Annotated in this window: 18 protein-coding genes; 14 read left to right on the top strand and 4 right to left on the bottom strand. The window is 52.4% G+C overall.

The features are described from left to right. Positions 1-84 precede the first annotated feature (84 nt). Positions 85-2,115 (bottom strand): oxidoreductase, encoded by a 2,031-nt coding sequence (locus ACT3TY_RS16025; protein ID WP_444628875.1) that lies wholly within the window; start codon positions 2,113-2,115, stop codon positions 85-87. Positions 2,116-2,258: 143 nt separating this feature from the next. On the opposite strand from ACT3TY_RS16025, the gene ACT3TY_RS16020 reads away from it, so the two are divergent. The 7 genes from ACT3TY_RS16020 (at position 2,259) to yidD (ending at position 7,949) form a co-directional block, all read left to right on the top strand. After that, entirely contained in the window at positions 2,259-2,963 is a 705-nt protein-coding gene (locus ACT3TY_RS16020; protein WP_444628874.1) for a TetR/AcrR family transcriptional regulator, read from the top strand. A gap of 311 nt (positions 2,964-3,274) precedes the next feature. After that, the gene (locus ACT3TY_RS16015; RefSeq protein WP_193053553.1) at positions 3,275-4,111 is read left to right on the top strand and encodes an ATP-dependent zinc protease family protein; all 837 of its coding nucleotides are present in this window, start codon (positions 3,275-3,277) and stop codon (positions 4,109-4,111) included. Between the two features lie 36 nt (positions 4,112-4,147). Then, on the top strand, positions 4,148-5,671 hold the full coding sequence (locus ACT3TY_RS16010) for an inactive transglutaminase family protein (RefSeq protein ID WP_172116628.1): 1,524 nt from the start codon (positions 4,148-4,150) through the stop codon (positions 5,669-5,671). Further along, the gene (locus ACT3TY_RS16005) at positions 5,668-6,666 is read left to right on the top strand and encodes an alpha-L-glutamate ligase-like protein (RefSeq protein WP_172116629.1); all 999 of its coding nucleotides are present in this window, start codon (positions 5,668-5,670) and stop codon (positions 6,664-6,666) included. The genes ACT3TY_RS16010 and ACT3TY_RS16005 overlap by 4 nt, the downstream gene beginning before the upstream one ends. A 31-nt stretch (positions 6,667-6,697) precedes the next feature. Beyond that, positions 6,698-7,144 (top strand): Fur family transcriptional regulator, encoded by a 447-nt coding sequence (locus tag ACT3TY_RS16000; RefSeq protein WP_172116630.1) that lies wholly within the window; start codon positions 6,698-6,700, stop codon positions 7,142-7,144. Positions 7,145-7,149: 5 nt separating this feature from the next. Next, positions 7,150-7,617 (top strand): phosphoribosyl-AMP cyclohydrolase, encoded by a 468-nt coding sequence (gene hisI, locus ACT3TY_RS15995; RefSeq protein WP_087105438.1) that lies wholly within the window; start codon positions 7,150-7,152, stop codon positions 7,615-7,617. 2 nt (positions 7,618-7,619) lie between these two features. Beyond that, positions 7,620-7,949, top strand: coding sequence for a membrane protein insertion efficiency factor YidD (gene yidD / locus ACT3TY_RS15990; protein WP_172116632.1), 330 nt, complete (start codon positions 7,620-7,622; stop codon positions 7,947-7,949). 7 nt (positions 7,950-7,956) lie between these two features. Here yidD and ACT3TY_RS15985 read toward each other — a convergent pair whose 3' ends face one another. Both ACT3TY_RS15985 and ACT3TY_RS15980 read right to left on the bottom strand, forming a co-directional pair. Further along, positions 7,957-8,373 (bottom strand): SufE family protein, encoded by a 417-nt coding sequence (locus tag ACT3TY_RS15985; RefSeq protein WP_193053557.1) that lies wholly within the window; start codon positions 8,371-8,373, stop codon positions 7,957-7,959. A 92-nt stretch (positions 8,374-8,465) separates the two neighbouring features. Then, positions 8,466-9,596 carry a tyrosine-type recombinase/integrase gene (locus tag ACT3TY_RS15980; RefSeq protein WP_444628873.1) on the bottom strand — a complete coding sequence of 377 codons (1,131 nt, stop codon included), beginning with the start codon at positions 9,594-9,596 and terminating at the stop codon, positions 8,466-8,468. Between the two features lie 254 nt (positions 9,597-9,850). Between ACT3TY_RS15980 and ACT3TY_RS15975 the strand changes: the two genes are divergently transcribed. The 3 genes from ACT3TY_RS15975 (at position 9,851) to msrQ (ending at position 12,601) form a co-directional block, all read left to right on the top strand. Further along, a complete protein-coding gene (locus ACT3TY_RS15975) occupies positions 9,851-10,882 on the top strand; it encodes a DNA-binding protein (RefSeq protein WP_444628872.1) in 1,032 nt (343 codons plus the stop codon). 73 nt (positions 10,883-10,955) lie between these two features. Continuing rightward, the gene (gene msrP, locus ACT3TY_RS15970) at positions 10,956-11,981 is read left to right on the top strand and encodes a protein-methionine-sulfoxide reductase catalytic subunit MsrP (protein WP_444628871.1); all 1,026 of its coding nucleotides are present in this window, start codon (positions 10,956-10,958) and stop codon (positions 11,979-11,981) included. A gap of 14 nt (positions 11,982-11,995) precedes the next feature. Next, complete coding sequence (msrQ, locus tag ACT3TY_RS15965; protein WP_444628870.1) at positions 11,996-12,601, top strand: protein-methionine-sulfoxide reductase heme-binding subunit MsrQ; 606 nt, start codon at positions 11,996-11,998, stop codon at positions 12,599-12,601. Positions 12,602-12,709: 108 nt separating this feature from the next. Here msrQ and nfuA read toward each other — a convergent pair whose 3' ends face one another. Further along, a complete protein-coding gene (gene nfuA, locus ACT3TY_RS15960) occupies positions 12,710-13,315 on the bottom strand; it encodes a Fe-S biogenesis protein NfuA (protein ID WP_172116638.1) in 606 nt (201 codons plus the stop codon). Between the two features lie 295 nt (positions 13,316-13,610). On the opposite strand from nfuA, the gene metH reads away from it, so the two are divergent. The 4 genes from metH (at position 13,611) to ACT3TY_RS15940 (ending at position 20,980) form a co-directional block, all read left to right on the top strand. Then, complete coding sequence (gene metH, locus ACT3TY_RS15955) at positions 13,611-17,306, top strand: methionine synthase (protein WP_444628869.1); 3,696 nt, start codon at positions 13,611-13,613, stop codon at positions 17,304-17,306. 1 nt (position 17,307) lies between these two features. After that, complete coding sequence (locus ACT3TY_RS15950) at positions 17,308-18,645, top strand: MATE family efflux transporter (protein ID WP_441679310.1); 1,338 nt, start codon at positions 17,308-17,310, stop codon at positions 18,643-18,645. Between the two features lie 114 nt (positions 18,646-18,759). Continuing rightward, the gene (locus ACT3TY_RS15945; protein ID WP_172116641.1) at positions 18,760-20,412 is read left to right on the top strand and encodes a nitrite/sulfite reductase; all 1,653 of its coding nucleotides are present in this window, start codon (positions 18,760-18,762) and stop codon (positions 20,410-20,412) included. After that, positions 20,405-20,980 carry a DUF934 domain-containing protein gene (locus ACT3TY_RS15940; protein WP_441679311.1) on the top strand — a complete coding sequence of 192 codons (576 nt, stop codon included), beginning with the start codon at positions 20,405-20,407 and terminating at the stop codon, positions 20,978-20,980. The genes ACT3TY_RS15945 and ACT3TY_RS15940 overlap by 8 nt, the downstream gene beginning before the upstream one ends.

The raw sequence follows: 20,980 nt of genomic DNA, 5'->3' as shown, positions 1-20,980 counted from the left end.
CCTGCGAGACTAGACGACCAAGAAAAGCACTAAACTAAAAATAGTGAGCCGGGTCGAAAACCGGCTCCCTTAAGTGCCAGGACCTTATAAGTCTTTGACGATGCGCAGGGCATCATAAATCGCGGCATGGGTATTGCGGTGCGAAATGGCATCCCCAATCCTGAACAGCTGGAACTTGCCTTCGGTAGCGATAGGCTGCGGTGTGCCTACAATCAGGTTGTCATAGTTGACGGCCCCTTGGTTGCTCGACAGCGGCTTCAGCTCTTCATATAGATCGGCCATAGGCAAGGTGCCGAAATTGACGACGACTTGGTCTACGCGCCGCTCTTTAGCAACGTTTGTGTAATCGCTGCTGACCAAGGCAACCAGCTCACTGCCGTCGCGCTTAATACCAGTCAGGCGGAAGGTTGGGGTGAACGTGGTATCCAGCATTTGTAGTGTACGCATGTAAGGCACCAGGTTCATAGCCATGACCTCCGGCGCCAAGGCGCGGTCGGCTGTCATGTATTCGACCTTACCGCCTGCTTTGGCAATAATCTCAGCCGCTTGTAGGGCGGTATGGTCGCCTGCATCGTCGTACACCAGCACGTTGCTGCCTGGCGCCACATGGCCTGAGAGCAGATCCCAACCGGTGACGGCCAGCTCGTTGCCCTCTTGAAGCGCCTCTTCGTTAGGCTGCCCGCCCGTTGCCACAATGACCACATCCGGCGCTTCGGCGAGTACTTCATCCTGTTCGGCAAAAACATTGAAATGAAATGTTACGCCCATGGCCTGACAGCGCTCAAAGCGCCAGTCGATGATTCCCATCATTTCTCGACGACGCTCGCTCTGTGCCGTTAAACGAATTTGCCCGCCGGGGGTATCTGCTGCTTCAAATACGACGACTTCGTGACCGCGTTCGGCAGCCACGCGGGCGGCTTCCAGCCCGCCGGGGCCTGTGCCAACGACCACTACCTTACGTTTGGTATTGGCGAGAGGGATGGTATGGGGCATGGTGGTTTCACGTCCAGTCGCGGCGTTGTGAATACAGTACGCCGCGCCGCCCTGGTAGATGCGGTCCAGACAGTAATTGGCGCCCACGCAGGGACGGATCTCTTCTTCACGGCCTTCGATGACTTTTTTCATTAGGTGTGGGTCGGCCATATGAGCACGAGTCATGCCGATCATATCGACCTTGCCGGTGGCAATCGCATGACGAGCCGTCGCAACATCCTGAATTTTAGCCCCATGGAAAGTGGGGAAGTCGACTTCATGCTTAATCTCGCCTGCAAAATCCAGATGTGGCGCGCTGGGCATGCCTTGGATAGGAATCACGTCCGTCAGACCCGGATCGGTATCAATATGCCCTTTAACGACATTAAGAAAATCTACCAAACCGCTGTCTTTCAAACGGTGCGAAATGGTCATGCCATCACGGGCATCGAACCCCCCGGGTAAGCACTCGTCACCGGTATAACGCACGCCAAGTAAGAACTTCTCACCAACACGCTCACGGATGCTTTGGAGCACTTCAAAGGTAAACCGTAGCCAGTTATCCAGGCTACCGCCATAAGGCGCATCAAGCTCGTTGGTTAACGGTGACCAGAACTGATCCATCAGATGACCGTACGCCTGAATCTCCATGCCGTCCAAGCCTGCTGCGTACATGCGTTCGGCGGCGTCAGTGTAATCCTTGATTAATCGCTCAATATCCCAAAGCTCGGCTTTTTTTGGATAAGCACGATGAGATGCTTCTCGATGATTGGAGGCTGATACCGCCGGTAGCCAATCCCCTTTGTCCCACCGGGTGCGGCGACCCAGGTGCGTTAGCTGAATCATTACCGCCGTACCGTGTTCGTGGCATGCCTCGGTGAGGTCGCGCATCCACGGCACCACCTCATCTTTATAAGCCAAAATATTGTTAAACACCGGCGGGCTGTCTCGGGAAACCGCTGCCGACCCAGCAGTCATGGTCAGGGCAATACCTGCCTTGGCACGTTCAACATGATAGGCCCGGTATAGCTCTTTAGGCATGCCATCTTCGGGGTAGGCGGGTTCGTGAGAAGTCAACATTACCCGATTTTTCAGCGTTAAATGTTTTAGTTGTAGCGGCTGTAGCAAAGGGTCATTTTTCACGGTCGTCTTCTCTTGTTGTTTTGATGATTATCACAAGCTAGTCTTCTCTGTTCATAGCTGTCAATATATATGACATCTCTGTACATAAAGATGACAAGCTTGCTGTATGATCGATTACATCACCATGGCAAAGAGAGCAATACGTGAAAAACGGACGCGCCACGATTAACCAAACTGCTTGGATTGATGCTGCTTACGAGCTACTGACAGCCTCGGGAGTCAGCGCCGTCAAGATCGTACCGTTAGCAAAGAAGTTAAAAACATCACGCACTAGTTTTTACTGGCTATTTAAAGACCGTGAAGAAGTGCTTGCTGCACTACTGGAGCGGTGGGAGCGACAAAATACCCAGGCCTTAATTGAGCAATCGGAGAAATATGCGTCTTCCATCGTGGAAGCCACGCTCAATATCTTTGACTGTTGGTTTGACCCAGCGGTATTTGATTCTGAATTTGAGTACGCCGTTAGAAGCTGGAGCCTGCAAGATCAAGCGGTTGCTGAGCGCGTTAGCCAAGCCGATAGCGTGCGGCTACAAGCGCTGCAAGACATGTTTATTCGCTATGACTATGACGTGTTGGAAGCTGATACCCGTGCACGCACGATGTATTTGATTCAGATCGGCTATATCTCGATGCATACCCAGGAGACCCAAGATACGCGGATCGCCCGAGTGGCTCAGTACATCAATATTTTTACTGGGCAGATGTGCACCCATGCTGATCTTGAGCGGTTTGCTGCGCGCCATAGAGCGCGGTTTACGCCCGAAGAGATGGCGGCTCAACAGGAGATGACAGATGAAACCGACATTAACGCTCGGCATTATCGGGGGGTGACCACGTTAAAAAGCTGAAACGATAATCTGGGCTTGTCTGCAGCATAAATGTCATCTTCGCGGTCGGAACCGATCCAGGAGGAAGCAATCGGCATCTGGTTATGTAAGAATGTGCACGCTAAAGCCATTGGGGTCAAAAAAATCAGAATATTAGACGGATATACGCCACCTTAAGTGTTTTATGTGGAAATTAAGAATTTAGATGTTCGCATAATATATATTATGTTAAATGGTAGATTAGGTAGCTTCTAAAAAGTTAATACGGCGTTGGACAACCGGTCTAGCTTCTCCTTATTATTCCTTTTTAATTTTCAAGGATGTCTCTCGTTATGCGCCCAGGTGTTTTGTGGCTGATGGCTGGTTTATCACTTCTATTTTCTGGCTGCGCCCTTCAGCAACCAGATTCTAATGAGCCACCGTTATTGAACGAGGTAGCATTCAATACTCGAATGCTCGAGCTACAGGATGCATTAGGGCAACAATGCAGTGCCAATGCTCAGCATCAGGCGCAACAACTCAGCCAGCAGCAGGTGCTTACCGCTGATGTTCGTGAAGTAGGTAGCCTGCTACGCCTTTTACGCGGTGATATAAAGGAGCTTGAAGCTCGGGGTGACGAGCCCATCATTATCCGCGAAGAGTGTGAAGTGGACACCACGCTAGATATGAAAACCATGCTGGGACGTAGCGAATGGGTTGGCCTGCCAGGTGTAGGTACCTATTTAAAAGCACGCGTGGACTCCGGTGCAGAGACGTCATCATTATCGGCCTCCGACATTACGCGCTTTGAGCGCGATGGCGAAGATTGGGTGCGCTTCAAGCTGGCACTGACTGAGGATGATAGTGTCGTGGAGTCATTGCGTAACGAGTGGATCGAGGCACCTGTTCAACGGCGTGTACGCATTGTTCAAGCGTCTGGTGAAGAGTCTCGCCCCGTTGTCTCTCTATTAATGACGCTCGGTCCTATTCGTGAAAACGTCGAATTTACGCTGAATGATCGTACCCACCTCGATTTCCCCGTATTGCTAGGCCGCCGTTTCTTAATGGATATTGCTATTGTTGATGTGGCGCAAACCTACTTACATGAGCGTCCAGAATTTCCCGGCGGTGACCCTGCTGAACAAGCCGCTGAAGATGAAGCGGTCGACCAAGACGATATCGAAGAGTAAAAGCTCCCCTGCCGCTTTTCGCTGAAAGGAATTTTAATGTCACGCCTTCCGTTTTATATCATTGTAGGTCTACTTCTTGTGGCAGGTATTGCCACCAGTGTGCATAGACATCTTCATTTTGAAATTCCTTGGGTACCAGGCGAGCAGCGTCAGGTATGGGAAATTGAGGCCGTTATCAATTTCAATGCCCAGAATGGCCCCGTAAAAGTGGACTTAGCGCTGCCCACCCAGCAGGCAGGCTTTCGTGTACTGACCGAAAATACCGCTTCTTCTGGCTATGGTTTAGCCTACCAGACGGATGATTTCGGGCGCCAAGCCGAATGGACCATTCGGAATGCTGCTGGCAGCCAGCAGCTCTATTATTCGGTGCAAATGCTGGTATCACCTGGTTCCCGCCCGCCGGTACAAGCACCGCCAGGGCTGGTGTCGAGCACGCCCTGGGAAAGTCCTTATGATTCAGCAGCTACCCAGCTAATTGATAGAGCGTGGGCCAGAAGTGCAAATAATGCGACCTTTGCGCGTGAGCTAATTCTTGATGTAAATGGCGAGCGTCAGGGCGAAAATGCCCGCTTACTGCTTACCCAGGAAACGCCGTCAGCTCTCATCGTGCGCTTGCTAAATCAAGCGGGTGTACAAGCACGAGAAGTCAGCGGACTACTACTGGAAGATGGGCGCCGGCGTCAACTATTAAGCAGTTGGATTCAGGTATTTGATGAGCCTGCAGAAAGCTGGAATATATTCGACCCCGCAACGGGCGAGGAAGGCCAGCCCGAGAACCTGCTGCTCTGGGAAACAAGTGGTCGGGCGGTGCTTGAAGTTCAAGGCGGTACAAACTCGCGGGTTAGCTTCTCTATGCTAACGCACCATCAGCCAGCGTCTGCTGCTGTGCGCAACCACTTTTCTGATGATACGCTGCTGAACTTCTCAATCCATAGCTTACCACTTGAAGAACAAGCACTTTTCCAAACGATCCTGCTGATTCCCATTGGCGCTTTGGTCGTTGTGTTTTTGCGTGTATTGGTCGGGGTGAAAACATCAGGCACGTTTATGCCTGTTCTGATCGCCCTCGCCTTTATACAAACCACCCTGCTGACGGGTTTGATTGGCTTCCTGCTGATCGTGGCTGTTGGCTTGGTTATTCGTAACTATCTGTCTTATTTGAACTTATTATTGGTGGCGAGAGTGTCAGCGGTCATCATAACGGTCATCGCGATTATCTCGATCTTTACCGTATTGGCTTACCGTATGGGTCTAAGCGCAGGGCTCACGGTCACCTTCTTCCCCATGATTATCCTGGCCTGGACGATTGAGCGGATGTCGATCCTCTGGGAAGAAGAAGGCCCAAAACAGGTCATTATTCAGGGGGGCGGCAGCTTGTTGACAGCCGTGCTCGCATACCTTGCCATGAACAACCCCTGGGTGCGTCACATCACCTTCAACTTCCTGGGTGTTCAGCTGATTTTAATGGCGCTTATTCTGATTTTGGGTAACTACACCGGCTATCGTCTGCTGGAGTTACGCCGCTTCAAGCCGATTACTGATGACGAGAAGCCATCATGAGTTGGCTCAACAACTGGACATGGCCTAGCTGCCTGCGCGACAAAGGCATTATCGGCATGAATCGGCGCAATATTCGCTATATTGGCCGGTATAATTCACGGCGCCTTTACCCGTTGGTGGATGACAAGCTCAAGACTAAACTTTTGGCGCAAGAGTATGGCATTACCACGCCGGAACTTATTGGTACGGTAACCACGCAGTTTGGCGTTCAGCATATTGGCGATATGCTGACAGGTCATGATGGTTTTGTTATCAAACCTGCCAAAGGCAGTGGCGGCAAGGGTATCCTGGTTATCGAAAAGGTAGTTGATAATCAGTTTGTTAAACCCAGCGGAGCGCATTTAACGCTTGAGGCTGTAGAGCGTCATGTCTCTAATATTCTTTCAGGGCTTTACTCCCTGGGCGGCTCTCCGGATGTAGCTGTCATTGAAACGCTGATTAATTTTGAAGAAAGCCTGATGGCATATACCTACGAAGGTGTGCCGGATATTCGGGTCATCGTTTTCAAGGGCTACCCCGTCATGGCGATGATGCGCTTATCAACGGCGGCCTCCGATGGCAAAGCCAACCTGCACCAGGGAGCGGTCGGTGTTGGATTGAATATTGCCACCGGAGAAGCGCTTCGCGGCGTGCAGTTTGACCGCCCTTGCTTCAACCACCCGGATACCGGGCATGACCTGGCAAGCCTAGCGGTCCCCCAGTGGGACACCCTGCTAAATCTGGCGGCGGGTTGCTATGAAATGACCGGATTAGGCTATTTGGGAACCGATATGGTGCTGGACAGGCAACATGGGCCCATGCTGCTTGAGCTGAATGCACGCCCGGGCCTTGCGATTCAAATGACCAACGGAGAGGGTTTGCGTCGCCGGCTTGATCTCATCGAGCGTCAACCAGAAGGGGTGCCAGTTGCCGAGCGTGTCGCGTTTGCTCAGCACCACTTTGCTCGCAAGAGTGAGCTAACAGAAAGCCCTGACACAACTATCGCAAGCGCGTAGACTAAGCTGATGACGTTTACTGAGTGCACCAATGACTGAAGCGAATACGCTACTTCAACAAGCGGAATCACAGTGTCACAGCCGCGGCGTTCGATTTACCCCCATTCGACGCCGCGTGCTTGAGTTGATTGCTCACAATGGCGGCGGTTTAAAAGCCTATGACCTGTTGGATAAACTTTCAACAGAGCATGCGGCTGCCCGCCCTCCTACAGTTTATCGAGCGCTGGAATTCTTGATTGACCAAGGATTGGTGCATCGTATCGAGTCGCTAAACGCCTATGTGGCATGCGCCTGTCCTGAACATATTCATGGGTTCCAACTGCTGATTTGCCGTCAATGTGGTTACGTCGAAGAACTGCATTTGGATGAAGTCAGCGATCAGCTGTCAGCCTTTGCCAGCCGGCAAGGCTTTAGTGTTGAACGACAGACGATTGAGCTGCAAGGCCTTTGTCAAAACTGTCGAGCCAAGAGTGAATAATAGATATGTCTCGTTTTGATCAACTACCGGCTGATACGTTATTCAAGGCACTTGAGGCGGCAACGCCACAAGATACATTGCCCGCCACCACGACGTTATTGGATGCTGTTAGATTTAACGCGGAAGGTTTATTGCCTGCTATCGCTCAACAGTATGACACCAAAGAAGTGTTAATGATGGCCTGGATGACGCGTGAAGCACTGGAGGAAACGCTGAGCACGCATCGCGTTTGCTACTATTCGCGTTCACGCAAAAAGCTCTGGCGAAAAGGCGAGTCATCCGGACAGCAGCAGCATCTTAAGTCGGCGGCTCTGGATTGTGATGGCGATACATTGCTGCTACAGGTAGACCAGACAGGTCCTGCTTGCCATACCGGTCGCCGAAGCTGCTTTTATCTGTCACTAACCAGCGCCGATGCCACCATTAATAGTGAACCGCTTATTCACCCTGATGAGCTTTACGGTAACCGTTAGTCATGCGCTGGGTGCATTACATATTACGTGCTTTACGCAAGCTGGCGGTTTTAGTAATGGTTGGCACGGTGCGTGCCTACCAATACCTTATTAGTCCCCTGCTCGGGCCTCGCTGCCGATTTTGGCCAAGCTGCTCCTCCTACACCATTGAAGCCCTTCAGGTGCACGGCCCTGTCAAAGGTGGTTGGATGGCTATCAAGCGAATCCTAAAATGCCATCCTGGCAACCCTGGTGGCATGGACCCTGTTCCCGGTGGGCGTAGTGAGCAACTTTGTAAAGAGGACGACGAGTCGCCGCCCTCTCCTTCATGCTGTCATCAACATCAACGTTAATGCCGTATTAGGCTTGCTGCGCCACTTGGTAAATACGCTCAAGCATGGCGTGGAGGCCATTGCTGCGCGTGGGGGAAAGATGTTTATCCAGCCCAAGATCCGCTAAAAAGTGCGGTTCGGTAGTGCGGATTTCAGCCGCTGTGCGCTCGCTATAGATGCGTAACAGCACCGCAATCAGCCCAGAAACAATTGCCGCATCAGAGGTAGCGCTAAAGACCAGCGTGTCGCCCTGCTGTTCATGGCGCATCCATACATTGGATTGGCAGCCCTGAATTTTATACTCCGCAGTTTTGCACGCCTCTGGAAAATCAGGAAGCTGCTTGCCCATATCGATAATGTATTGATATCGGTCCATCCAGTTATCAAACATTTCAAACTCTTCGATTAGCTCTTGCTGGGCCTGCTCGGCGCCGGAAGTGCTCATACTCGTTCCTTTTCATATTCGATTTAAAAGCGTCAGACCATTATACGGGTTCAAGGTGGCTTGCGTGGATAGCTTTGTCAGCCTGACGTGCCTTATGGCGTAAGCCGGTGACGTTGCTGTTCACGGTGCCACTCGTTATCTTCGGTGTGCAGGTAGCGCGACGTGGTGTCCAACCGTGCATGGCGGGCGCTTTCTGCCAAGTGACGCAAGCTAATACCCGCTTGAGCCTGGTGAGTGATCGAGGTGTGCCGCAGCCAGTGCGGTGTTGCCTTGCGCAGCGCAGCCACATAGGCGGGCGCCCCCTCTTCAGCTTCAAGTACGTCGGCCGCTTCTGCAAAGGTTTCACGGATCAGCCGGTAAAGTTGATTATCACCAATCCCCCGCTTTCCATCCAGCGCTCGGATAGCAGGTGTCTCGTCAAATTGCATGGGCAATCCATCAAGCCCAAGCGCTTGTCGCCAACCAGCCAAACATGCCTGCATATCATCAGGCACTGGGACGCGAGCAAGCTTGCTGCCTTTGCCCACCACGGACCACCACCAGCGCCCTTCTGATTGGGAAAAATCGCCCATGCGGGCGCCCGCCATTTCGCTAATACGCGGTGCTAATAAGTAGGCAAAGCCAAAGATAAATCGGCGTCGGGCCTGTTCATACTCGGCACGACTTCCCTTCCCGTCACTCACTGGCTGATTAAGCCAACACCAAAACCACTCCCATAGCTCACGTTCCAGATAGCGCTCAATACGCGGTGTCTGATTGTTTAGGCGGCGAGATTTATCGCGCATCAACCGAAACGGGTTATGGCTGACCCACCCTGCTTCTACCAGCCAGCTAAACAGCCCCTGCAAAATAATCAAACTTTGTCGGCGGCTGGCGGGTGATAACGCTCCACGAAATGGCCGCCACTCCGGGTGGTAACGAGGTTTTGAAGGCCCAACCCAGTGCTGGGCGGGCTGCGGGTCTGCCAAGAATGCTTCAAATTGGCGCAGCGTTTCCCGGTTCATCGCTTCCAGCGTTAAGTGCTGGTGGTCAAGCCAAAGCAACAGTCGCTCGGTTTCACGCCGGTAGCTTTTCCAGGTTTGCGGGCTGTCCTGATACTCGGCAAGCCATGCAGCAACGGCCTGAGCGTCTGTATGCGCATTAATGTGTGATGACTGAAATGGCAGCTCCACTACAGCGCCTGACGCCTGTATGCCGCCCTTCTGTCCGGCAATTACGTCCATTTGATCATAAACATACTGATACCTATCTCGATAACGCTACCTGGCTCTATTTTAGCCTGCATCGCTATGCCGCTGTTTGCTAAGGGATAAGTATGATGCCGGGCGTGTATAAATTCAAGATTATAAGAGTAATCTTGAATTTTATTGCTTAATGATAAATAAAGTTACGTAATACGTATAACGTAATTATTGTATTTATAAGCCATTACGCGGAAAATAGAACGATTCAATAGGCAATATCAGGAAGAGACAGCATGGCGCGCAGTGGCATTCAGTACAGTGACGTACAGCACGCAATCGATACGCTTCTTACCCGTGGCGATACACCCAGCGTGCAACGAATCCGCGAGGTGTTGGGTACCGGCAGCTTTACGACGATTAGCGAGCACTTCCGCTATTGGCGCACCGAGCGCGAACAGAACCGCGACGTTCCTCCACCTAAAGGTGTCCCTGAGGTAGTTGTTAATGTCGCCAGTGAGCTATGGCGTGAAGCGCAAGAAGTCGCCAATCAGGCGCTGCTGCACTACCGCGAAGAGGCGAATCGACAAGTCGAAGAAGCCCAACAGCTGGCAGAGAATGCCGAACAGTTAGCCGCGAACGCCGAACAGCGCGAAAGCGCCCTGGCGGAACACTTCCGCCATACCGAGCAGCGTCTTGAAGCGCTTAACCGTGAGCTGGCCGCAAGCCAGGCCAAAGAGCAACATTGGCAGCAGGCTGCCACTGAGGCGCATGAGGAAAACCAGCAGTTAAAAAAAGCAAATGAAACCTTACACCAGCATAATGAGGCCCTTGGCCAGCAACATACCGCTGCGTTAAAAGAGCAACAGAGCGTATGGGAAAAACGCCTGGCCCAAGAAGAGCAGCGCAATGAAAATGCCGAGGGAAGATTGATGGCGATGCTGGATGAGGCTCGCCAGGAGCGTGCTCAGGAAGGAAAAGCCTCGCAAAAGCGGCTCCAGCAGAAGCAGCAACGCATCGAGGCGTTAACGGAGGAGCTAAAGCAAAATCGCGGCGATCTACTAAAACAGCAGACTCAGGCAAGCCAATATGCCCAGCAGGCAAAAGAACAGGAGCAGCACATCGCCACCCAGGAAGAGCGCATTGCATCGCTCACTCAGCAATTGGAAGATGCTCAGGAAAACAACAAACAGCAGCGAGAGCAGATGAAACGTGAGCGCGAATGGCAGACCACAATGGGTCAACAAATGACGGCGTTACAGCAGCAACTTTCTGAACTACCTGCTTCGATAAACGTCAGAGAAAGGCAGTTGAACGAGAATGATTGAATGACGTCGACACCGGCTAGCCTGCCGACATCATTTAACCAGCCGATGGTTGTTGACCGGCAGGAGCATCACCATGCTGATTAAAATTGCTAAACCTGGTGACTTACATGAATCAGAGGTCACCCCTGAGTCGATTTACTTATCACGCCGACGTTTTATGGGCGGACTCGCGGGCCTCGGAGCAGGGCTGGCATTAGCAGGCCACACCTCAGCCAGTGAGCAAATGCCTGACTACAACGATGTTCCCGAAGGCGATGCGCCTGAATGGTTTAAGGCCAAACGCGATGCGGCCGAGTGGCGGGCAGTTGTGCCTACTGACCCGAGCCAGGACAAAATGGCCCCTTATGCGGATGCCAGCAGCTACAACAATTTTTTTGAATTTGGTACCGGCAAAAGCGACCCCTCACGCAAAGCGGGCTCGCTGGTGACTAAGCCTTGGAGCGTAGTGATTGATGGTGAGGTCAATAAGGGTGGGCGCTTCGCCCTTGAAGATCTCGTCAACCCTTCCCAGTTTGAAGAACGCATTTACCGGCTACGCTGTGTTGAAGCCTGGTCGATGGTTATTCCTTGGCTAGGCATTTCGCTTGCCGAGGTTATTCAACGCGCAGAGCCGACGTCAAAAGCCAATTACGTGCGCTTTGAAACGCTAGTAGATCCTGAACAAATGCCTGGGCAAGGCTCCGCTTTTGCCCTAATCGACTGGCCCTATGTAGAAGGGCTACGCCTTGATGAGGCAATGCATCCGCTAAGCTTTCTAGCGATGGGCATGTATGGACGAGAGCTACCTAATCAAAACGGTGCACCGCTTCGCCTAGTGGTGCCATGGAAGTATGGCTTTAAAAGCATTAAATCGATTGTGCGCATTTCATTGGTTGAAGAAGAGCCACTCAATTCCTGGCAGCAAATCGCTGCCAATGAATATGGCTTTTACGCCAACGTGAACCCTGAAGTCGATCATCCTCGCTGGAGCCAGGCTACCGAACGCCGTTTACCGAACAGCCTCTTCAATACCAATATCATCGACACGCGTATGTTTAATGGTTATGCCGATGAAGTCGCTGACTTATACGCAGGCATGGATCTTCGGGTTCACTACTGATGCCGGCTTATTTTATGACACTATGGCGTATAGGCGTTTTCATTTTCGCCTTGGCGCCCTTGGGCTGGTGGGGTTTGCAAGTAGCTAACAACCTGGCGGGCCCAGAGCCTGGGCGCTATTTGCTGTTAAATATTGGCCAAGGCGCACTATGGCTATTGTTGCTTACCTTAAGTCTTACGCCTCTGACCCGGCTGACACGCTGGAAAGGTTTTAGCGTTATTCGTCGCCAGTTGGGCCTGTGGACGCTGGCCTATGCATTTTTGCATTTCGTTTGTTACGCGTTATTTATTCTGGGACTTAATTGGACTCAGCTAGGCAGTGAGATCGTTAAACGGCCGTATATTATTGTGGGCATGCTTGCTCTGCTGGGTTTGGTAACGTTAGGCGCTACGTCTAACCGTTGGGCCATGCGTAAACTGGGCAAGCGCTGGAAAACGCTCCATAAGTTTAGCTACGTTATTTTGGTGCTGGTGTTGCTGCATTTCTTGTGGATAGTACGCGCCGACATGCAGGAGTGGTTTTTATACGCGATGGCAGGCGCACTGCTGATGTGCCTGCGCATTCCGGCCATATCGCGCATGTTGCCCAAGGTACGCCAACGAATAAAGCATTCCGCGTAACGAATCTTAAAGACTCCTTATCCTTGTACAACACGTGTCCCGTATACGTTTGGATAAAACGCAAAAACCCAGCCATAAGGCTGGGCTCGAATCAAAACACGGCTTTATCTAGCGGTAATAAGCGTTGGTGTTATCGGTATGGTCTGTCACATCACGAATACCGGCAAGCTCAGGAATGCGCTCCATCAGCGTTTTTTCGACGCCGTCTTTAAGCGTTAAATCTACCGCTGCACACCCTTGGCAACCGCCACCAAAGGCCAGAATGGCCATTTTTTGCTCGGTTAACTCAATCAGCTTGATCTCACCGCCATGCGCTGCCAAGCCAGGGTTAATCTCGCTATACAGCACGTAATTAATACGGTCCTCAAGCGGGCTGTCAGCATTTACCTTGGGCATCTTGGCGTTGGGTGCCTTGATGGTCAGCTGCCCCCCCATACGATCAGCATTGAAATCGACCACGGCTTCTTCTAAAAACGCCAAGCTGTTTTTATCAAGAAATACGTTGATCTTTTCAAGTTCAAGCGTAACGTCAGCGGGTTCTTCTTCGCCCGGACGGCAGTATGCAAGGCATGTCTCTGCATACGGCGTGCCCGGTTGGGTAATAAAAATACGCACAGCAATACCTTCAACGTTTTGCTTTTCAAGCAATTCCGCAAGGTACTCTTGGGCGCTATCGGTAATGTCGATACCTGGTGCTTCGGTAGTCGTGGTCATGAGGCTATTTTCCCTCCCGTGAACAGTGGCAATACCACTTCACATGTCATTTTATTGCTATGGTAAGCAAAACAGCGCGTCGACACAATCCCGACTGTTTTAGTAGGCTATTTAAATGGCTAACGGGCTAATGATTTTTTAACAGCTGCATTGTATAGCTGCCCTGCTTGGCGGCCTTTGGTATCATAATGCCCGTTTGGTTATTGATATGTTGTAAAACGCCGCTCATACCCCTTTTCGAAAACGTATTTTAATAAAATATTTTCGATCAAGACGCTGGAGAAGATTCCCTGTTATGGCCGCTAGTGATTTGAACGCCTCGCTTACCCAACGCCTTACCCAACGCATTCTAATTCTGGATGGCGGTATGGGGACCATGCTGCAAAATGCCCAGCTGAGCGAGGAAGACTTTCGTAGCGAACGCTTCAGCGATTGGCCGTCAGATTTAAAAGGCAATAATGACTTGCTGGCGCTCACCTGCCCCGACGTAGTGTCGCGTATTCACCGCGGCTACCTGGAAGCGGGCGCGGACATTATTGAAACCAATACCTTTAACAGTACGCGCCTTTCTCAAGCCGACTACGGCATGGAAGACATTGTTGTCGAGCTTAACCGTGAGTCTGCGCGCCTGGCTCGGGAAGTGTGCGATGCGGTCGCGGCTGAAACCGGCGTGCCGCGTTTCGTTGCTGGCGTATTGGGACCCACTTCACGCACTGCTTCGTTATCGCCGGATGTGAACGACCCGTCCAAGCGTAACGTGACCTTCGATGAGCTGCGTGAAAACTATTATGAAGCTGCTCAGGCGCTGATCGAGGGCGGCGCTGACCTGATCATGATCGAAACCATCTTCGATACGCTTAACGCCAAAGCCGCGATCTATGCACTTGAAGTGCTGTTTGAAGACCTTGGCAAGCGTCTGCCGGTCATGATTTCAGGCACGATCACCGATGCCTCGGGCCGGACGCTTTCCGGGCAAACCACCGAGGCGTTTTGGAACTCGGTTCGCCATGCCCAGCCGCTGTCAGTAGGCCTTAACTGTGCGCTAGGGGCTGAAGAGCTACGTCCTTACCTTGAAGAGCTATCCACCAAAGCCGATACGTTTGTCTCCGCACACCCTAACGCTGGCTTGCCTAACGAATTTGGTGAGTATGACCAAACGCCGGAGGAGATGGCGGCGATTGTTAGCGAGTTTGCCGAGAGCGGCCTGGTTAATATCATTGGTGGCTGCTGTGGCTCAACGCCTGAACATATTCGTGCAATTGCAGATGCGGTGCGCCCCATGGCACCGCGTCAAATTCCTGAGCGTAGCTCCGCTTGCCGTTTGTCTGGGCTTGAGCCATTCAACATTGATGCAGACTCGTTATTCGTCAACGTGGGTGAGCGTACTAACGTAACGGGTTCGGCGCGTTTCAAACGGCTTATCGTTGAAGAAGATTTCACCACGGCCCTGGAAGTAGCGCTTGAGCAAGTCGAGAACGGCGCGCAAATCATCGATATCAATATGGATGAGGGCATGCTGGAGTCGCAGGAAGCCATGGTGCGCTTTCTAAATCTGATCGCTGGCGAGCCGGATATCGCCCGCGTGCCAATCATGATCGACTCGTCCAAATGGGACATTATCGAAGCTGGCCTAAAATGCGTTCAGGGCAAGGCCATTGTTAACTCAATCTCTTTAAAAGAAGGCGAAGCGGCGTTTCGTGAGCAGGCCACCAAATGTCGTCGCTTTGGCGCGGCTATCGTGGTCATGGCCTTCGACGAGGATGGTCAGGCCGATACGTTCGCACGCAAGACGGAAATCTGTGAGCGTGCCTACCACCTACTGGTCGATGACATCGGCTTTCCGGCCGAAGATATCATTTTCGACCCCAACATCTTCGCCATTGCCACGGGCATCGAAGAGCACAACAACTACGCCGTCGACTTTATCGAGGCGTCTCAGTGGATTCGCGAAAACCTGCCCCATGCGATGATTTCAGGCGGCGTTTCCAACGTCTCCTTCTCGTTCCGGGGCAATAACCCGGTACGTGAAGCGATCCACTCGGTGTTCCTGTATCACGCCATCCGTGCGGGTTTGAGCATGGGGATCGTTAACGCCGGGCAACTTGCGCTATACGACGACTTACCCGCCGAGCTTCGCGATGCCGTGGAAGACGTTGTGCTGAATAAGCGCAGCGACGGTACCGAGCGCTTACTGGAGCTGGCAGACAAGTACAAGGGTGACGGTAGCGGCCCGGCCAAGAAAGAGGACCTTGAGTGGCGTGACTGGCCCGTTAATAAGCGCATCGAACATGCGCTGGTGAAAGGCATCACGGCCTATATCGAAGACGACACCGAAGAAGCTCGCGTTCAGGCCGAGCGCCCTATCGAGGTCATTGAAGGACCACTGATGGATGGCATGAACGTGGTCGGCGACCTGTTTGGCGCCGGTAAAATGTTCCTGCCCCAGGTAGTGAAATCCGCGCGGGTCATGAAACAGGCGGTTGCCTATTTGATCCCGTATATCGAAGCGGAAAAAAACGAAGGCACTCAGGCCAAGGGCAAAATTGTCATGGCCACGGTTAAAGGCGACGTTCACGATATCGGCAAAAATATTGTCGGCGTGGTGCTGCAGTGTAATAACTACGAAGTTATTGATCTTGGCGTAATGGTGCCTGCCGAGAAAATTCTTCAAGCCGCGATTGACCACAACGCCGATATTATTGGCCTCTCGGGGCTGATTACGCCGTCGCTCGATGAAATGGTACATGTAGCCAAGGAAATGCAGCGCCGAGGCATGAACCTGCCGCTGCTGATTGGTGGCGCGACGACCTCCAAAGCGCATACCGCCGTTAAAATTGAGCCACAGTACGAGCAACCGGTCATTTATGTGACCGATGCTTCTCGCGCGGTAGGTGTCGCCGGCCGATTACTCGCCCCCAATCTAAAAACGGCGTATGTCGCGGAAATTCGTGAAGAGTATGTCAAGGTGCGCGAACGTAACGCCAAGCGCCGCCCTAAAGCGGCGGACCTGGATTACACTCAGGCGCGCAAACGTCGTTTCCGCACCGACTGGAGCACCCAGACGCCGGTTGAACCCAAGTTCCTGGGCCTCAAAACGTTCGATAACTATGACCTTGAAGAGCTGATCGAGCGTATCGATTGGACGCCCTTCTTCATGAGCTGGCAGTTAGCGGGTAAGTACCCAAAAATTCTTAACGATGAGGTTGTGGGCGAAGCGGCGCGCAACCTGTTTGCCGATGCGCAAGTCATGTTGCGCAAGCTTGTCGATGAAAAGCGCGTTCAGGCTCGGGGCGTTATCGGCCTGTGGCCGGCCAACAGCGTGGATGATGACGTCGTTGAAGTGTATGCCGATGAATCACGCAGTGAGGTCATCGAGCGCCTTCACCATATTCGCCAGCAAACCACCAAGGGTCGTGACGGTATCTGCTACAGCCTGGCGGACTTTATTGCGCCTAAAGAGAGCGGTAAAGCCGACTGGATCGGCGGCTTTGCGGTCACCGCCGGCCATGGCGTTGACGAACTTACCAAAGCGTATGAAGCTGCAGGCGATGACTACAACGCGATTTTGGTTCAAGCACTTACCGACCGTTTGGCAGAGGCCTTTGCAGAGCGCATTCACGAGCGGGTACGTAAAGAGTTCTGGGGTTACGTACCAGAAGAAACTCTGGATAACGACGCGCTGATAGCAGAAAAATACCTAGGTATTCGCCCCGCCCCCGGCTATCCTGCCTGCCCGGACCACACCGAGAAAGGCACCTTGTTCAAGCTGCTTAACGCCACAGAAAATACCGGCCTTGCGCTAACCGAAAGCTACGCCATGTGGCCAGCCGCTGCCGTTGCGGGTTGGTATTTTGCTCATCCGCAGTCAAAGTATTTCTCGACGGGCAAAATCACTCGTGACCAGGTAGAAGCAATCGCTGAGCGTAAACAGATGCCGTTTGAGGAAATGGAGCGCTGGCTATCGCCGGTACTCTCTTACGACCCCAGTTGATATGGCGTTAGCAACTCGGCGTCACGGCAAGGTCGTTCGCTTGGCGCTACCGATCATGTTGGGCATGCTTTCTCAGAGCATGCTCAACATCATTGATGCCGCACTGGTGGGGCATTTAGGCCAGGTCGCGCTGGCGGGTGTGGGTGTGGGTGGTTACGCCATGTTTATGCTCACCGCCCTGGTGTTTGGTCTCTCTTCAAGCGTTCAATCGCAAACGTCCCAGCGCCTTGGAGCGGGCTGTGAGTATTCGGCTCAGCCTTTACAGGCAGGCGTTGCGGTTGGCTTGGTAGTTGGGCTGCCGCTATCGCTGCTGGCCTGGTGGCAAGCGCCTGCCCTGCTGCATTTGATAACGCAGGTGCCTGAGATTCAGCACGTGGCGGTTGATTACTTTCGCTGGCGCGTTGTTGCGCTTACCGCTATTGCATTAACGCTATGTTTTCGTGGTTATTGGAATGGCCGCCAACAGACACACCTTTATCTGCGCATTATTATTGTCGTTCAGCTGTTTAACGTAGCGGCCAGTAGCGGGCTGATCTATGGCCTGTTTGGGCTACCTCGTATGGGGGCAAGCGGCGCAGGCGTAGGTACAACTCTCTCGATGTTTTTAGGCCTTTTTATCTGGCTTTGGGTCACTGTAAGACAGCACGACCAGAATGGCTTTTTGTTCAGCCTACCGACGTTCGATACGCTGCGCACAACGCTAGCACTTGCTCTGCCTCATTCCCTACAGCAGATATGTTTTGCGGCGGGCTATGTGGTGCTTTTTTGGTTGTTAAGTCGTATGGGGACCGCAAGTGTTGCGGTTGGGCATGTGTTGGTTAACTTGTCATTATTGCTAATCCTGCCGGGTGTGGGTGTGGGCGTTGCTGCCATGAGCCTGGTAGGCGAAGCATTAGGCCAGGATGATCAAAGGGCGGCCCATCGGTGGGGGCTGGATGCGCTGGGCGTTGCCGGTGTGCTGCTCACCCTCTTGGCACTGCCAATGCTCGTATTCCCGATGCAGGTACTCAGCATTTTCTTTTCCAGCCCCGAGCTTATCGCCCTGGGCACGCTGCCCTTACAAATTACCGGTGCAATGATTGTGCTGGATGCGGCGGCGCTGGTGCTGGCTCAGGCATTGATGGGCGCTGGCGCGCAGCGTACGGTGATGCTGCTGACCTTAAGCATGCAGTGGCTTTTGTTTCTGCCCCTTGCCTGGTGGGTTGGGATTGGTTTACAACAAGGCCTGCTTGGGGTTTGGCTGGTACAGATAGTTTATCGGCTTGCCAACTCGGCGGGTTTTTTATGGATTTGGCAGCGTAAGCGCTGGCTAGCTCCCAATGTTTTAAATATCGTTTAGCGATAAAAAGATAATTATATATTCTTTTGTAGAATATGAAACACGCGTTAAGGTAACACTACATTAATGTCCGCCTTGACGTGACCATTTCGCTTTTTAGCAGGATCGTGCCACATGTACCGTTACGATATTCACGACCAAACGCTTGTTGATGAGCGCGTTGCTCAATTTCGCGATCAGATGAACCGCTATCTGGCGGGTCGACTCAGCGAAGAAGAGTTTCTTCCTTTGCGGGTACAGAACGGTTTATACGTTCAGCGCTATGCTCCCATGCTGCGGATCGCCATTCCCTACGGCATGCTGGCTTCCTATCAGTTGCGTAAGTTGGGGGACCTAGCGCGTGACTTTGACCGCGGGTACGGTCACTTTACAACGCGTACCAACCTGCAGTTGAACTGGCCTAAGCTTGAGACGGTGCCGGATATGCTGGCGGAGTTGGCAACTGTCCAAATGCATGCAATTCAGACAAGTGGTAATGACATTCGTAATACCACGACTGATCAATTTGCAGGTATTGCGGAAGACGAAGAAGTAGATCCTCGCCCCTGGTGTGAGCTGATACGCCAATGGTCGACATTTCATCCTGAATTCGCTTATCTGCCGCGCAAATTTAAAATTGCCGTGACCGGCGCTGAGCAAGACCGTGCAGCCATTCAGGTTCACGATGTAGGGTTACGCCTATGGCGTGATGATGCGGGTGAAGTGCGCGTAAAAGTTCTCGCGGGCGGCGGTCTGGGCCGCACACCGCTAATCGGTGAAGTTGTTTGTGAAGACTTGCCTTGGCAGCACTTGCTTACGTATCTGGAGGCTCTGGTTCGCGTTTATAACCAGTTTGGCCGCCGGGACAACAAGTTCAAAGCACGGATCAAGATACTGGTCAAAGCGCTAGGTGTCGAAGAGTTTAGCCGCCGAGTAGCCGAGGAGTGGGCGCATCTTAAAGATGGCCCTCAAACCTTAACGCCTGAAAGTATTGAGCGGGTTGCAGGATACTTTGTTGATCCTGACCGCCGCCCGGTAAGTGACGACGCTATAGCGGCTATTGATGCACTGCGCCAGGAAAATCGTGCTTTTGGCCGTTTTATGACCAACAATGTTCAGGGGCATAAAGTTAAAGGCTATAAAGCGGTGACGCTGTCACTAAAACGCAGCGGCCATTCACCGGGTGACGTTACCTGGGAACAAATGCACCAGATAGCGGACCTGGCAGACAAATATAGCTTCGGCGAGCTTCGTGTAACTCACGAACAAAACCTGGTGCTTGGTGATGTACCTGCCGATCAACTGGAAGCACTATGGCACGATCTGGAAGCACTAGGCTTGGCAAACCCCACGGTCGGTACACTGGCAGATCTTATCTGCTGTCCGGGGGGGGACTACTGCGCGCTTGCTAATGCGAAGTCAATCCCTGTGGCACAGTCAATTCAAGAACGCTTTGAAGACCTGGACTTCCTGTATGATCTCGGCCCGCTGGATCTTAATATTTCAGGCTGCATGAATGCCTGCGGACATCACCATGTAGGCCACATCGGCATACTAGGCGTCGATAAGAAAGGTGAAGAGTGGTACCAGATTTCGCTGGGTGGTGATCAAGGCAACAGTGCCGCTTTGGGCAAGATTCTTGGCCCATCCTTTAGCCGTGAAAATGTGCCTGATGTGATTGATAAGCTGCTAAACGTTTACGTGGGTGAGCGTCATAGTGGCGAGACTTTCCTGGACACTTACCGTCGTATCGGCCTGAAGCCTTTTAAGGAGCGCGTTTATGCTTAACCAGCCTTCTTCTGAAGAGAACCTGCCATTCGAGACAGATCTGGTAGAACGCCAACGTCCTTACCTGTTTCGCGGCCAAGAAACGCAGGATAGCTGGACGTTAGTACGCGATACTGAAACAAACGCAACAGTATCTGACGCGCATACCATCGTGCCGCTCTCAATCTGGCTTGATAGCACTTCAGAGGGCAAGCTGACAGCTCCCTGGTTGCCTGCGGATACCGAGCTGACACCAGAGTTGTCTGAACGCCTTTCAAGCGCGCCATTAATTGCAATCGATTTTCCAAAATTCACTGACGGCCGTGGCTATAGCCTGGCGCGCCTACTAAGGGAGCGCTATGCCTACCAGGGTGAAGTGCGTGCCATTGGCGATGTGCTGGTTGACCAGCTGTTTTTTATGACCCGCTGTGGATTTGACGGACTTTCGCTTCGAGAAGACCAGTGGGTCGAAGATGCTCTGCGAAATCTGCATATTTTTAGTCGCGCTTATCAGCCTGCGACCGATCAACCCGAGCCGCTGTTTCACTTGCGCCAACAGGCAACCAATAAGGTAGCTTCTTACGCTTGA

This window comes from Halomonas sp. AOP22-C1-8, from assembly GCF_052378905.1.
GTDB classification, from domain to species: Bacteria; Pseudomonadota; Gammaproteobacteria; order Pseudomonadales; family Halomonadaceae; genus Vreelandella; species Vreelandella citrativorans.
The sequence above is the reverse complement of the archived record's forward strand: the minus strand, read 5'-3'. Positions and strand labels throughout refer to the sequence as shown.